Genomic DNA, 13,207 nt, shown 5'->3' with positions numbered 1-13,207 from the left:
GTTAGCCGAGACCTGAGCCTTCCCAGCCCAGTTCAATCAGCCCCTTGGCGACAAAACCTGCGCAACCCAGAAACAGCACCAACCAGACGATGAAACGACCGAAACGGGGCACGTTGCCGCGTTTGAGGACGTCCTGAATGGCAAGGCCAATCAATATGAAGATGGCCACAAAGAATAACTTCAGGCCCAAACTTTCGATCAGGTCGATATGTTCACTTAGCATGGATTGCGCACACTCCTTATGACCGGCGCACTATATCACAAAGGATTTGAAACTGTTAACCGCCTGTCGACAGGAAATCCACAACCAGTTTGTTGAACAAAACCGGCTTTTCAGCATGCAGCCAGTGACCGGTTCCGGCAATGACCCGCACTTTTGCCGCCGGAAACTGGGCAAGCGCCATTTCGCTGTACCGGGGTTTCATATAGTCCGAGTCGCCTCCCTTTATGAAGAGCACGGGCCCCTCGAAGCGGCGATTATCCTCAGGCCAGCCCATGATGTTGGCGTAGTTTTGCTCAAGGGCCGGCACGTTGAAACGCCAGCCCCAGCCCGCCTCGGTTTTGGCAAAGGATTTGAGCAGGAACTGGCGAACGCCCGGGATCTCTATGTACTGGGCCAGCAGTGCTTCCGCTTCGCTGCGGCTTTGCGGGGGCGTGGCCAGGGTGGCGTTGAGGCCGGCAAACACATTCTGGTGGCGGGAGTGGGGATAGGCCACCGGCGCCATGTCGGCAACGACCAGCTTGGTGACCCGCGCTGGCGCCAGTTTGGCAACCTGCATCCCCACCTTGCCGCCCATGGAGTGGCCGATGAGCGTCGCCTCAGGGATGGCCAGTTGATCCATCAACGCCAGGATATCGGCGGCCTGGGCGGGGTAGTCCATCTCGTCCGAGTGAAAGGAGGCGCCGTGGTTGCGCAGATCGACGCTGATGACCCGATAGTGTTCACTCAGGGCACGAGCCAGCAATCCCAGGTTGTCGAGGCTGCCGAACAGGCCGTGGATCAGGATGACGGCCGGCCCCTGGCCCTGCTCCTTGAAGTTCAATTCGTGATTATGTTGCAAAATAACACCTTCCCGCTCATGAGTTCGAATGGTGATATGGCTTAACGCACTGGAAAGAAAAGCTTTTCATATCCTGGATAGAGATTTTGTGTGGTTTTTTTTCTAAAAAATCCCATCCAAATTGGCTATCAGTGCGGCCGATCACACACTTGGCCCGCCATTATGCCGTATTCTCGATGAGATTCATGTACATCTGCCAGCCCCTGGCTTGGGCTGTCGGGTCTGCCTATGTATAATCGCCGCATCCGAATTTCGACGAGTCCAGCGCATCCCTATGAAAACCATCGAGCTTGATGACGATCTCTACTTCTATATCGCCAGCCAGACCCGGCACATTGGCGAGAGTGCCTCCGATATTCTGCGCCGTCTGCTGGAACAGCCTGTCCAGGTGACGGCGCCCGTGACTGAGCCAGTCACGGCACCGCAGCCCGTTGCGGCGCGCAGCAACCAGGGAGTGCAGGCGCTGCTCGATTCCGGTGAGCTGCAAAAAGAAGAGAAGTCCATCAACCGCTTCATGCAGGTGCTCAGTACCCTCTACCGGGATGATCCGGCCGGGTTCACTCAGGCTACCGAAATCAAGGGGCGCAAGCGTGTCTATTTTTCGCGGGATCCCGACGCTCTGCGTGCCAGTGGCAGCACCACCAAGCCCAAGCCGGTGCCACAGACCCCGTTCTGGGTGATCACCAATACCAACACCAGCCGCAAGCAGAACATGGTGGCCCAGCTGATGAGCAGCATGGGGTATGACGACGAGGTGATCGCACAGGTGTGCGGCGCAATTTAACGGTTCATCAGACTCAGGCCTTGGTCATCAAGGCCGCCATTACGCAAGGACAACACCATGGCTCAGCATGCTCACGCCGGTCAGCCGGCCCGTTTAAGTGATCTGACCAACATCCCTCGTCTGGTCAGCGCCTACTACCTCAACAAGCCGGACATGAGCCGCCCCGAACAACGCGTGGCGTTTGGTACCTCCGGCCATCGTGGCAGCGCCTTGCACAGCGCCTTTACCGAATCCCACATCCTGGCGGTGACCCAGGCGCTGGTGGAGTACCGCCAGCAGGCCGGTATCACGGGCCCGCTGTTTGTTGGCATGGACACCCATGCTCTCTCCGAATCCGCCTTTGCCAGTGCGGTGGAAGTGCTGGCGGCCAACGGTGTCGAGACCCGCATCCAGGCTGGTCTCGGCTTTACCCCGACCCCGGTCATCTCCCACGCCATTTTGCGCCACAATGCCAGCAAGCCTGCTGCGCGTGCCGACGGCGTGGTGATCACCCCGTCTCACAACCCGCCGGAAGACGGTGGCTTCAAGTACAACCCGCCCCACGGTGGTCCCGCGGAAGGGGAGATCACCAAGTGGGTGGAAGACCGCGCCAACGCCATTCTCGAAGCTGGGCTGGCCGGCGTGAAACGCATGCCGTTCGCCGATGCGCTCAAGAGCCCGTTCGTGGTCGAACACGACTATGTCACCCCCTATGTGGATGATCTGAAGAACGTGCTGGATCTGGATGCCATCAAGCAGGCCGGCATCAAGATTGGCGTGGATCCCCTGGGTGGCTCAGGTGTCGCCTACTGGGATGTCATCGCCAAGACCTATGATCTCGACATCGAAGTGGTCAACTATCGCGTCGATCCGACCTTCTCCTTCATGACCCTGGACAAGGACGGCAAGATCCGGATGGACTGCTCCAGCCCGTTCGCCATGGCGAGCCTGATTGCCCTCAAAGACAAGTTCGACATCGCTCTTGGCAACGACCCCGATTACGACCGTCACGGCATCGTCACCAAGGCGGGCCTGATGAACCCGAACCACTATCTGGCGGTGGCCATCCAGTATCTGTTCACCCACAGAACCGGCTGGTCCAGGGATGCTGCCGTCGGCAAGACGCTGGTCTCCTCCTCGATGATTGACCGGGTTGCCGGCGAGATTGGCCGCACCCTGAAAGAGGTGCCGGTCGGCTTCAAGTGGTTCGTGGATGGTCTCTACAGCGGCGAGTTCGGCTTTGGCGGCGAGGAGAGCGCGGGCGCCTCCTTCCTGCGCAAGGATGGCACCGTCTGGACCACCGACAAGGATGGCTTCATCCTGGCGCTGTTGGCTGCCGAAATTCTGGCAGTCACCGGCAAGGATCCCCAGGCGCACTACGACGCGTTGGAGGCCAAGTTCGGCCGCTCCAGCTACCGCCGCATCGACGCACCGGCCAACAGCGCGCAAAAAGCGGTACTCTCCAAGCTGGATCCGGCGCTGGTTGAAGCCTCCACCCTGGCCGGCGAGCCTATCGTTGCCAAGCTGACCAAGGCGCCCGGCAACGACGCCGCCATCGGTGGCCTCAAGGTGGTGACCGAAAACGGCTGGTTCGCGGCGCGCCCCTCCGGCACCGAGTCCATCTACAAGATCTACATGGAAAGCTTCAAGGGCGAGGAACACCTGGATCTTATCCAGCAGGAAGCCCAGCAGATCGTCTCCGCGGCCCTGGCCAAGGCTGGCGTCTAGGCAAGGCCTAACGCCGGAGCCTGAATTCCCCGGGCCGACATGCAACGAGAAAGAGGAGCCATCACGGCTCCTCTTTTTTGTCTGTGCAGACGATGACTGCTGCCCGCGGCAGGCGGTCAGTGGCTTACAGACAGGCCTGCATCTGTGCCAGCACGATCTGAACCTTGGCGGGGTCCGGATGGGTGCGTCCCAGCACGCGCAAGCCCCACAGCATGGTCATCAGCAGGGCGGCGGTCGCCGGCACATCTCTATCCGGCGCCAGTTCCCCCTGCGCCTGTGCCTGTTGCAGCGCCTGCGTCACCAGTTGCTCGACCTCGGCGAGGTGCGCGCTGACTGCCGCCTGTATGGTGTCGTGGTGGCGCCCCACCTCCAGCAAGGTATTGACCAGCAGGCAGCCGCGATGGGCCTCGCAGGCGATGGCATCCCGCGCCACGGCATCGAGCAGCGCCCGCACGCCAGCCAGGGGAGAATCCTCCGACGCCAGCAGCGCGCGGATCTGTTCCAGGCTCTTGGCAGAATAACGCTGCAACACCTCGATGAAGAGCCCCTCCTTGGAGGAGAAGGCCCCGTATAGGCTGCTGGGCTTGAGCCCCATCTTCTCGACCAGCGCCGCTATGCCGGTGTTGCTGAATCCCGTGTCCCAGAAGGCGTCGAGGGCGATGTCCAGGATGTTGTCTCTGTCAAATGATGCGGGTCTTGCCATGGTGTCACCTGCCGTGAGGAGATTGTTTTTTAGTGATCGCTACAAAATAAGCTTGACCGACTGCCGGCCCCTGATTGATATTGTAGCGACCACTACAAAAAGGATGACAATCATGCAGACTCTGGAACAAAAAATCAAAGCCTACGACGAGATCAAGCAGAGCAAGGTCCCGGCTCATATTCTGGCGGTGATGGATCAGGCGACCGAGCAGCTCAGGGAAACCCCCCTCGAACAGGGGGCGCTCACCACTGGCGCGCAGATCCCCGATTTCGCGCTGCCGGATCAGCATGGGGTGACCCGTCCGCTCTCCCACTACCTCGCGCAGGGGCCGGTCGTGCTCAATATCTACCGCGGCGGTTGGTGCCCCTACTGCAATCTGGAGATGCAGGCCCTCAACGCCGTGCTGCCGGAGTTCAGGGCTCGCGGTGTCAACCTCATCGGACTGACTCCGGAGAAACCGAGCTCGGCCCAGGATACCCTCACCGCCAACGGGCTGGCGATCACCGTGCTCAGCGACGAAGGCAACCGGGTGTCGGCCTCCCTGGGACTGGTATTCACGCTTGCCGAGGAGCTGCGCCCCATCTATGAGAGTTTTGGCATCGACATTCCGGCGAGCAACGGGGATGACAGCTTCACCTTGCCGGTGCCGGCTACTTACGTGATTGGCCAGGATGGCACCGTGCTCTATCACTTCGTCAACGTGGACTACACCAAGCGGGTCGAGCCCGCGGCGCTGGTGGCCGTGCTGGACGAGCAGGCTGCGGCGGGGAAAATCTAAAAAAGCAGCGCCGGCTTGCCGGCGCTGCTGCTCTTTGTATTCAGGTAGAGAAGACACCCGGCATGGCACTCCCTGCCGGGTTGTCTTTTTGGCGGGTGTATCAGTATCCGCCGCGGGCGCTCTTGACCGCCAGCCCCAGCTGCCACACCGCCATGGCGTAGTGGGTGCTGTGGTTGTAGCGGGTGATGGTGTAGAAGTTGGGCAGTCCGTACCAGTATTGGTAGCCGGTGCCGACATCCAGACGCAGTAGACTCGCCTCGCTGTGATTGCCAAGGCTGCTGGTGGGGGTGAGACCGGCGCGACGCAAGGAAGCGATGGGGTAGCGAGTCTGGAAACCATGTTCGTAGCCGGGCATCTGGCCCTGACCACGCACGGCCACCGGTTGCCCCTTCTCCCAGCCATGAGCCTTGAAGTAGTTGGCCACGCTGCCGATGGCATCCACCGGATCCCAGAGGTTGGTGTGGCCATTGTTGTTGAAGTCCACCGCATAGCGCTGGAAGCTGGACGGCATAAATTGGCCATAACCCATGGCCCCTGCGTAGGAGCCTGTCGGCGCGGTGGGGTCCATCCCCTCATCCCGGGTCATCACCAGGAAGGATTCCAGTTCGCCGGTGAAAAATTCCGCCCGGCGCGGGTAGTCAAATGCCAGGGTGGCCAGCGCATCCAGGATGCGGGTCTTGCCCATCACCCGACCCCAGCGGGTTTCCACGCCGATGATGCCGACGATGATCTCGGGCGGCACCCCATAGAGTTGCTGGGCGCGGTTGAGCTCGCTCTCGTACTCGCGCCAGAACGCGACGCCATTTTGCACATTGTCCGGGGTGATGAACTTGGCGCGGTAGCGATTCCAGGCACCGGTCGGGCCTGTGGGCTTGCTGCTGCTCGGCCCCTGGGCATCCATCAGGCGGATGATCCAGTCATAACGCTCGGCCTGGGCCAGCACCTGATGAAGGTGGGCACTGTCAAAACCATGCTTGTCGACCATCCGCTGTACGAACCTGTCCACGTTGGGGCGATTGGCGAAGTCTCCCTTGCTGATCCCCTGTGAATAGACGGGTTTGCTCGGCGGCGTCTGGTTGATAAAGGCGCTATTGGGCTGGGGTTTGACCACGGGCTTGGCTTCAGGCGTGCTGCTGCAGCCGCCGATCAAGGGGAATACGGAGAGAGTGAGTAGACAGACAAGGCGACGCATAGGGTTCTCATGAGCCTGAAAAAGAGTGCCGACATGGTAAAACATTGCCATCCATGCGCAAGTGCCAGTGCAGTGTGGCTGGCGCTTATTTTGTTCCCTGACGCAGGGTATGGTAGCCGCTCCAGAGCCGGGTCAGGGTGGTGATGAGGCAGAGCAGGGCAAAGCCGTAAGCGAGTGACGCAAAACCGGCGGGCCACAGACACATCAGCACGAACAGGGCGATGGTTTCGCTCCCCTCGGTCAACCCTCCGAGGTAATAGAGCGACTTGTGGTGATAGACGGGGTTATCGATCCCCCGCTTGCCCGCCATGATGGCGAAGGCGAGAAAACTCGAGCCCGTGCCCATGAAGGCAAACAGCAGGGTGGCGGCGGGCAGGGCGTTGGCGGGGTCGCTCAGGGCGAACCCCAGCACCACGGCGGCGTAAAAGATGAAGTCGAGGGTGATGTCGAGAAAACCGCCGCAGTCGGTGATCCCCGTCTCCCGTGCCACGGCGCCATCCAGTCCGTCCAGCATGCGATTGAGCAGGATGGCGAGCAGTGCCCAGAGATAAAGGTCAAAGGCCAACAACGGCAGCGCCAGCATGCCGATGGCAAAGCCGGTGAGACTCACCTGGTTGGCGCTGATCCCCATGCGGCACAAGGGCTTGGCCAGCCGGGTGAGGGGGCTGCGAATGACGGGGATGAGGTAGCGATCGAACAAGGTCAGGATCCTCAGCAAACAGGGATGGAAAGGGTGAGGTCGAGGATGGTGCCGGGCGCATCCTCTTCATCGTGAGTGACCAGGATGGCGGGGATTGCCAGCATCCTTATCTGCTCGAACACCAGGGCGCGAAATGCCGCCCGCAGCGGCTTGTCGAGGCGGGAGAAGGGCTCGTCCAGCAGCAGGGCTTGCGGTTCGGCCAGCAGAGCCCGCAGCAGGCTGACGCGTGCCTTCTGGCCGCCGGAGAGCGCCCCCGGCAGCTTGTCTGCCTGATCCGCCAGCGCCACCTGTGCCAGGGCCTCCAGCGCTTTCGCCCGCCGGGCTCCGCCTCCCTTGAGGGAGGCGGGCATGCCGAACATCAGGTTCTCGGCCACCGTCAGGTGGGCAAACAGCAGGTCATCCTGAAACAGCATGCCGATGCGCCTCGCCTGCGGGGGCAGGGGGGTGAGCCGTCGCTCACCGAGCCGGATCTCCCCCTCCAGCCGAAGGGGTCCCTTGGGGGGCAGGACGCCCGCCAGCGCCGCCAGCAGCGAGCTCTTGCCACAACCACTGGGGCCCATCAGGGTCAGCACCTCGCCGGGGGCGATGGCGAGCGCGGGTAACGACAGCAAGGGATCTTGCCCAAGGTAGAGGTGAAGGGGCGTGGTGCTTAGCATCGAGACGTTCCCGTGTTTATCGGGCGCCCTTGAGCGCCGGGTTGAGGCGACCTGGCAGCCAGAGCGCCAGCAGATAGATTGCCAGTGGCACTAGCAGTTGCAACAGGCCGTAGAGCCCGGCCAGTCGCCGGTTGAGGCCGCTGCCGATGGCCACCGCTTCCGTGGTGATGGTGACCACCCGACCTGCGCCAAACAGCAGGGTCGGCAGATATTGGGCGAGGCTCACTGCCGCTCCCACCGCGAACGAGAAAAGCAGCGGACGGGCCAGCAAGGGTCCCTTCACCCGCCACCAGGTGCGCCAGGGGCTGGCGCCGAGCAGGAGCGCCGTCTGGGTGAGACGGGGATCGAACTGGCGATAGGGGCCGTGCAAACAGAGATAGACGTAGGGAAACACGAACAGCAGCTGGCTCCAGAGCACCCAGCCCCAGCCAATCCCGCCGCCCAGCCAGTCGAGCCCGAGCCGGATGCCAAACAGCAGGCTGGCCTGGGGCAGCAGCAACGGCAGGCAGATGAGCCAGAGCGGCCAGGGGCGACGCCCCTGCTGCGCCTCCAGACTCAATACCACCAACAACAGGGCCAGCGCCGCGCCCGCCAGGGCCAGCAGGGCACTGTCGACGAGCAGGGGCATCAGATCCGGCAGCAGCACTAGCCAGTGCTGGCTGCTCCACTGGCTTGGCCACAGCTCCGGGAAGGACCAGCGCCGCGCCAGCGACCAGATCAGCAGGGCCGCCAGCACCGCCAGATTGATGGCAAACATGGCGGCCACACAGAGGCCGGCCAGCCTGGCCGCCAGGGGGCGCGATCCGCGGCGCTGTCCGTCGAGCCAGGTCTGCTTGCCATACCACTGATGAGCCCACTCCAGCAAGCGCAGCGTCGCCAGCAGCAACAGGCTGATGGCCAGCAGCAGCAGGGCGCCGCTGGTGGTGACGCCGCGCCAGCCAAGATCCGGATCTTGATACCAGAGCCACAGCCTGACCGCCAGCGGAGCGGGGGCATCCGGGCCCAGCAGCTGGGCGAGATCTACCACCGCCACCCCGTAGGCGGCGACCGCATAGAGGGGCAGGCGCAGGGCGGGCCAGAGGGCGGGCAGCAGCAGGCGCCACCAGATCTGCGGGGCGCTGAAGCCCAGGCTCGCCCCGAGCCACTGCTGGCGCGCCAGTTTGGCGGGCTCCAGCGCCGCCAGCGCCATCAACAGCAGAAACGGCGTCTCCTTCATGATGAGCGCCAGGATCAGGCCAAGCCCCCAGGGATCCCGGATGGTCTGCCAATCGGGGGGAAACTCGAACCCGGTCAGGGAGGGAGAGACGAGGCGCAGCAGCCAGCCGGAGGGGGCGAGCAGAAAGGCAAAGCCGATGGCGAAGGCGACGTGGGGCAGGGCCAGCAGGGGGGAGAGCAGGCGGCGCAGCCAGCGAAAACAGGGGTGCTCGTCACCCTGCTGACCGCTTTGTGCCAGCAGCAGGGCGGTCAGCAGCAGGCTGCCGAGGGGCGAGGCCGTGCCAATCCACAGGCTCAGGGCCGCCGAGTGCCAGAGTCCGGGCTGGACCAACAGGCGATGAAGGTTTAGTTGGTTCAGCCCGCTGCCCAGCAGTTGCCACAACCCCACCAGCACGGGCGCCGCCAGCAGGAGGGCGCAAGCGCAGGTGAAGAGGGGACGCCAGCCTGGCAGCCGGTTGTCGGTGGTTGATGGCATCAGTGGCCGTAACGTTCGGCCCAGGCTTCTTCAAGCCTGAGCTGCCAGCTGGGGTGGGGTTCTGCCACCGCCTTGAAGCGAAGAGCCGGCGTCTGGCTGGCCGAGGCGGGCAGGGCGTCGGCCCGCAGCACGCTGGGATCGCCCCAGAAGGCGGGATCGGCCTTGCGCGCCTGGGCTGCCGGGCTTAGCAGAAAATTGGCCGCCACCTTGGCGCCGGCACGGGCGCTGGCGTTGAACGGGATGGCGAGAAAGTGGCTGTTGGTGAGCGCCCCCTTTGCCATGGCCACCGCAACCACGCCAGGTGGCAGGGCACCATTTTGCACCGCGCTCTGGGCCTCTCCCGGATTGAAGCTGATGGCCATGGCCAGCTCACCGTCATCCAGCAGCTGGCGGGTCTCGGCGGCGCTGGCAGGAAACAGCTTGCCCTTGCGCCAGAGCGCCGGATGCAGCGCATCGAGCCAGACCCAGAGGGGCGCCGTCAGACGCTCAAACTCGGCATCGGTCGCTTCCCGATAGAGGGGGGCGGGATCCGGGGTGAGCTCCAGCAGAATTTGCTTGAGAAAGCTCGAGCCGTGGAACTGGGGCGGCTTGGGATAGCTGAAGCGGCCAGGGTTGGCCTTGGCCCAGGCGAGCAGGGCGGCGGCCGAGGTGGGGGGCGTGGTGACCTCCTCTCCGTTGACCATCAGGTTGAGCTGGCCTATGCCCCAGGGGGCCTCGAGCCCCGCTACCGGCACAGTGAAGTCCTCACTCACCGGCAGATTCATATCCACCAGAGCCATGTTGGGCAGCTCCCCGGTGAAAGGGGCCCCCAGCAGTTCCCGTTCTTTCATCGCCTTGAAGTTCTCGCCATTGACCCAGAGCAGATCGATGGGGCCACCGGTGTTCTTGCCCGCCTGTTTATTGGCAAGCAGCTGGCTGACGCTCGGGGCTATGTCATCCACCTTGACCTGCACCAGCTTGACCCCGTACTGGCGCTCGAGCTCCTGCCCGGCCCACACCAGATAGCCGTTGATCTCCGGGCTGCCGCCCCAGGCGTTGAAGTAAACAGTCTGGCCTTTGGCCTCATCCAGCGTCTGCTGCCAGCGGGCATCGGGGGCCGGGTTCTCGCCGGCAAGCAGGGCGCCGCTTGCCAGCAGGGGCAGGGCGCAGACCAGGGTTTTGAGCAGGGGCAGGGTCTTGAACATGAGTGTCACCTAAGGGATCAGGCGCCGCGGCGCCAGTTGTGATAACGGGCCAGCAGGGCCAGGATGCGGGTGGGCTGGTGGGCCCGTTTCCACTCGCCGGCCACGTATTTGTTCCCCTCCATCAGGGTGGGATAGGCGTGGATGGTGGCGAGGATCTTGCCAAGCCCCAGCTTGTGACGCATGGCGAGGACGAACTCGGCAATCCGCTCGCCGGCGTGAGTGCCCACTATGGTGGCACCCAGGATCTTGTCCTTGCCCGGCACGGTCAGCACCTCGACAAAGCCCTCACGCTCACCGTCGGCGATGGCGCGATCGAGCTCGGCCAAATCGAAGCGGGTCGCCTCGAATGCAATGCCCTGCGCCTCGGCCTCCTTGCGATTGAGGCCCACCCGGGCAATTTCTGGCGTGGTGTAGGTAGCCGCCGGGATAACCCGGTAGTCGGCGCGAAAGCGCTTGAACTGGCCGAACAGGGCGTTGACGGCGGCATACCAGGCCTGATGAGCGGCAAAGTGGGTGAACTGATAGGGGCCTGCCACGTCCCCCACCGCCAGAATGCTGGGGTAGTTGGTGGCCAGAAAGCCGTCTACTGCTACTGTGCCGCGCGGCGCCAGCGTCACCCCCAGCTCTTCCAGCCCGAAACCGCTCACGTTGGCGACCCGGCCCAGCGCCAGCAGCAGCTGATCCCCTTCGATCACTTGGGTCTCGTCACCCCGGCGCAGGTGCAGCCGGATGGGCAGCCCATCCTCTATGGCTTGGTATTGCGCCCGCTCGGCGCGCCAGCCGGTGAGAAGGGTGACGCCATCCCGCTCCATCTGGTGGCGCAGTGCCTCGGCCACCTCCCGCTCCTCTCGTGGCAACAGCTGATCGGCCAGCTCCACCAGGGTGACGGGGATGCCGAGCAGAGCGAAGCTCTGGGCCAGCTCGCAGCCGATGGGGCCGCCGCCGAGTACCAGCAGGCGGCGCGGCGGGGTGCGCAGCTGCCACAGGGTGTCCGAGGTGAGGTAGGGCACCTCATCAAGTCCCGGTAAATCGGGCACCAGCGGCCTGGCACCAGTGGCGATGACCACATGGCGGGTGGTGAGGCGCCGGCCGTTGACGTCGACCTCCCAGGGGGAGACCAGTCGCGCCGCCCCCTCGATGCACTCCACCCCCAGTCCCTGGTAACGCTCGACGGAGTCGTGAGGCTCGACCTCCCTGATCACCTGCGCGACCTGCGCCATCACGGCGGCAAAATCGGCCTCGCTCTGGCTCGGGCTAAAGCCGAGCTCGCCCGCCTTGCGCTGCTCGGCAGCAAAGCGGGCAGCGCGGATCAGCGCCTTGGAGGGGACGCAGCCGGTGTTGAGGCAATCTCCCCCCATCCTGTGCTTTTCGATCAGGGCTACTTTGGCCTTCACCGCCGCGGCGATATAGCTGGTGACCAGGCCGCCGGCGCCGGCGCCGATCACCACCAGGTTGTAGTCGTAGCGGATCGGTTTTTGATAGGGAGCGTGCAGGCGGCGCAGGGCGAGGGTCTGCCCCAGTTTTTTCATCAGCCAGGGCATCAGCCCCAAGAGGGTCAGCGCCACCATCAGGCCGGGGGAGAGAATATTGCCGGTGCTGGTGAGGGTCGCCAGCTCGCTCCCTGCCAGCACGAAGACGAAGGTGCCGGGCAGCATGCCAAGCTGGCTCACCCAGTAGTAGGTACTGACTCTGATGGGCGTCAGCCCCATCAGCAGGTTGACCAGAAAGAAGGGGAAGATGGGGATGAGGCGCAGGCTCAGCAGATAGAAGGCGCCATCTTTTGCCATCCCCGACTGGAAGGTGGCCAGCTTGTCGCCAAAGCGGGCGCTCACCCAGTCGCGCAGCAGGAAGCGGGCACTGAGAAACGCCAGGGTGGCCCCCAGGGAGCTGGCAAACGAGACCAGCAGCAACCCCCACGCCACGCCAAAGACAGCGCTGCCCGCCAGGGTGAGCAGGCTGGCGCCCGGCAGGGAGAGGGCGGTGCTGAGCACATAGATCACCAGAAACAGCAGGCTGGCCGCGACAAAATGGCGGTCGACCCACAGCGCCAGGCTCTCCTGGCGAGCCTGCAACTGGGAGAGGCTCAGATAGTGGCCGAGATCAAGTGCGAAAAAGGCGCCGATGAGGCACCCCATCACCAGCAGAAGCAGCAAACGGGCTCGCGTCATTTGGCGTCCTTGTCGACGTTGGCATCGGTCGGGCGCGCTGGCTGCACCGGTAGCTGGCAGAAGCCCTGGGGAGCGATGTCGAGGGCCGCATTGAACTTGGCCGACATGTTCTGGAAGGCGATGAGGCCGGTCAGCTCCACCATGGCGTCGTCATCGAACCACGGCTTGAGACGGGCAGCCTGCTCGTCGCTCACACCATCCAGCCCTGTCATCGCCTCTGTGTAGTCGAGCACGGCCCGCTCCCGCTCGTCGAACAAGGGGCTTTCGCGCCACTCGGCCAGGGCTTCCACCTTCTCGCTGGAGCCGGCCCGCTTGATAAGGGTCATGGCATTGATGTCGACGCAGAAACGGCACCAGTTGAGCTGGGAGACCCGCACCGTCACCAGGGAGCGCAGCACGGGATCGATGGGAGAGCGTTTGCGGTTGATGACGCCATAGAGGGTCGCCACGGCGGCAAACAGCCTGGGGGAGCGGCCCCAGCACTTGCCCGGGATCAGCACCTGGCCGTAGTTGCGTTTTTGCAGCCAGAAAAAGGGGCGGATAAACCAGGCATACTCCTGATCCGGTTTGACCTCGACGCGCAT

At 63.6% G+C, this 13,207-nt stretch carries 13 protein-coding genes; 3 read left to right on the top strand and 10 right to left on the bottom strand.

Annotated features, from left to right (window positions below; translation table 11 throughout):
* Nucleotide 1 precedes the first annotated feature (1 nt).
* Entirely contained in the window at nt 2–223 is a 222-nt protein-coding gene (locus tag I6L37_RS19030; protein ID WP_005334296.1) for a DUF2788 domain-containing protein, read from the bottom strand.
* Between the two features lie 55 nt (nt 224–278).
* Nucleotides 279–1,043 (bottom strand): alpha/beta fold hydrolase, encoded by a 765-nt coding sequence (locus tag I6L37_RS19025; protein ID WP_216994213.1) that lies wholly within the window; start codon nt 1,041–1,043, stop codon nt 279–281.
* 292 nt (nt 1,044–1,335) lie between these two features.
* Here I6L37_RS19025 and seqA point away from each other — a divergent pair, with 292 nt between their 5' ends.
* On the top strand, nt 1,336–1,845 hold the full coding sequence (gene seqA, locus I6L37_RS19020) for a replication initiation negative regulator SeqA (RefSeq protein WP_026457525.1): 510 nt from the start codon (nt 1,336–1,338) through the stop codon (nt 1,843–1,845).
* A 57-nt stretch (nt 1,846–1,902) separates the two neighbouring features.
* The gene (gene pgm / locus I6L37_RS19015; RefSeq protein ID WP_216992678.1) at nt 1,903–3,552 is read left to right on the top strand and encodes a phosphoglucomutase (alpha-D-glucose-1,6-bisphosphate-dependent); all 1,650 of its coding nucleotides are present in this window, start codon (nt 1,903–1,905) and stop codon (nt 3,550–3,552) included.
* Between the two features lie 124 nt (nt 3,553–3,676).
* Here the strand turns inward: pgm and I6L37_RS19010 are convergent, their stop codons facing one another.
* Nucleotides 3,677–4,255, bottom strand: coding sequence for a TetR/AcrR family transcriptional regulator (locus I6L37_RS19010; RefSeq protein ID WP_216992677.1), 579 nt, complete (start codon nt 4,253–4,255; stop codon nt 3,677–3,679).
* 112 nt (nt 4,256–4,367) lie between these two features.
* Here I6L37_RS19010 and I6L37_RS19005 point away from each other — a divergent pair, with 112 nt between their 5' ends.
* Nucleotides 4,368–5,033 (top strand): peroxiredoxin-like family protein, encoded by a 666-nt coding sequence (locus I6L37_RS19005; RefSeq protein ID WP_216992676.1) that lies wholly within the window; start codon nt 4,368–4,370, stop codon nt 5,031–5,033.
* A gap of 100 nt (nt 5,034–5,133) precedes the next feature.
* On the opposite strand, the gene mltB is transcribed toward I6L37_RS19005, so the two are convergent.
* From mltB to I6L37_RS18970, 7 genes are all read right to left on the bottom strand, one after another.
* Nucleotides 5,134–6,225: a lytic murein transglycosylase B gene (mltB, locus tag I6L37_RS19000; protein ID WP_201977034.1), complete on the bottom strand. Its 1,092-nt coding sequence runs from the start codon at nt 6,223–6,225 to the stop codon at nt 5,134–5,136.
* Nucleotides 6,226–6,310: 85 nt separating this feature from the next.
* On the bottom strand, nt 6,311–6,925 hold the full coding sequence (locus tag I6L37_RS18995; RefSeq protein ID WP_026457892.1) for a CDP-alcohol phosphatidyltransferase family protein: 615 nt from the start codon (nt 6,923–6,925) through the stop codon (nt 6,311–6,313).
* An 11-nt stretch (nt 6,926–6,936) separates the two neighbouring features.
* Complete coding sequence (locus tag I6L37_RS18990) at nt 6,937–7,581, bottom strand: ATP-binding cassette domain-containing protein (RefSeq protein ID WP_216992675.1); 645 nt, start codon at nt 7,579–7,581, stop codon at nt 6,937–6,939.
* 16 nt (nt 7,582–7,597) lie between these two features.
* A complete protein-coding gene (locus I6L37_RS18985; protein WP_216992674.1) occupies nt 7,598–9,271 on the bottom strand; it encodes an ABC transporter permease in 1,674 nt (557 codons plus the stop codon).
* A complete protein-coding gene (locus tag I6L37_RS18980) occupies nt 9,271–10,455 on the bottom strand; it encodes an ABC transporter substrate-binding protein (protein ID WP_216992673.1) in 1,185 nt (394 codons plus the stop codon). The genes I6L37_RS18985 and I6L37_RS18980 overlap by 1 nt, the downstream gene beginning before the upstream one ends.
* Before the next feature lie 17 nt (nt 10,456–10,472).
* Nucleotides 10,473–12,623, bottom strand: a complete 2,151-nt coding sequence (locus I6L37_RS18975; protein WP_216992672.1) for an FAD-dependent oxidoreductase — start codon at nt 12,621–12,623, stop codon at nt 10,473–10,475.
* Nucleotides 12,620–13,207 carry a carboxymuconolactone decarboxylase family protein gene (locus tag I6L37_RS18970; RefSeq protein WP_201977039.1) on the bottom strand — a complete coding sequence of 196 codons (588 nt, stop codon included), beginning with the start codon at nt 13,205–13,207 and terminating at the stop codon, nt 12,620–12,622. Before I6L37_RS18970 ends, I6L37_RS18975 begins: the two co-directional genes overlap by 4 nt.

Origin of the sequence: Aeromonas sp. FDAARGOS 1407 (assembly GCF_019048725.1) — a bacterium.
In the GTDB taxonomy this organism is placed as follows: Bacteria; Pseudomonadota; Gammaproteobacteria; order Enterobacterales; family Aeromonadaceae; genus Aeromonas; species Aeromonas enteropelogenes.
The sequence above is the reverse complement of the archived record's forward strand: the minus strand, read 5'-3'. Positions and strand labels throughout refer to the sequence as shown.

What these genes read in the sequence shown, in the direction of transcription:
- I6L37_RS19030 (WP_005334296.1), bottom strand. Translation starts at nt 223, where the DNA reads ATGCTAAGTGAACATATCGACCTGATCGAAAGTTTGGGCCTGAAGTTA.
- seqA (WP_026457525.1), top strand. Translation starts at nt 1,336, where the DNA reads ATGAAAACCATCGAGCTTGATGACGATCTCTACTTCTATATCGCCAGC.
- pgm (WP_216992678.1), top strand. Translation starts at nt 1,903, where the DNA reads ATGGCTCAGCATGCTCACGCCGGTCAGCCGGCCCGTTTAAGTGATCTG.
- I6L37_RS19010 (WP_216992677.1), bottom strand. Translation starts at nt 4,255, where the DNA reads ATGGCAAGACCCGCATCATTTGACAGAGACAACATCCTGGACATCGCC.
- I6L37_RS19005 (WP_216992676.1), top strand. Translation starts at nt 4,368, where the DNA reads ATGCAGACTCTGGAACAAAAAATCAAAGCCTACGACGAGATCAAGCAG.
- mltB (WP_201977034.1), bottom strand. Translation starts at nt 6,225, where the DNA reads ATGCGTCGCCTTGTCTGTCTACTCACTCTCTCCGTATTCCCCTTGATC.
- I6L37_RS18990 (WP_216992675.1), bottom strand. Translation starts at nt 7,581, where the DNA reads ATGCTAAGCACCACGCCCCTTCACCTCTACCTTGGGCAAGATCCCTTG.
- I6L37_RS18985 (WP_216992674.1), bottom strand. Translation starts at nt 9,271, where the DNA reads ATGCCATCAACCACCGACAACCGGCTGCCAGGCTGGCGTCCCCTCTTC.
- I6L37_RS18980 (WP_216992673.1), bottom strand. Translation starts at nt 10,455, where the DNA reads ATGTTCAAGACCCTGCCCCTGCTCAAAACCCTGGTCTGCGCCCTGCCC.
- I6L37_RS18975 (WP_216992672.1), bottom strand. Translation starts at nt 12,623, where the DNA reads ATGACGCGAGCCCGTTTGCTGCTTCTGCTGGTGATGGGGTGCCTCATC.
- I6L37_RS18970 (WP_201977039.1), bottom strand. Translation starts at nt 13,207, where the DNA reads ATGCGCGTCGAGGTCAAACCGGATCAGGAGTATGCCTGGTTTATCCGC.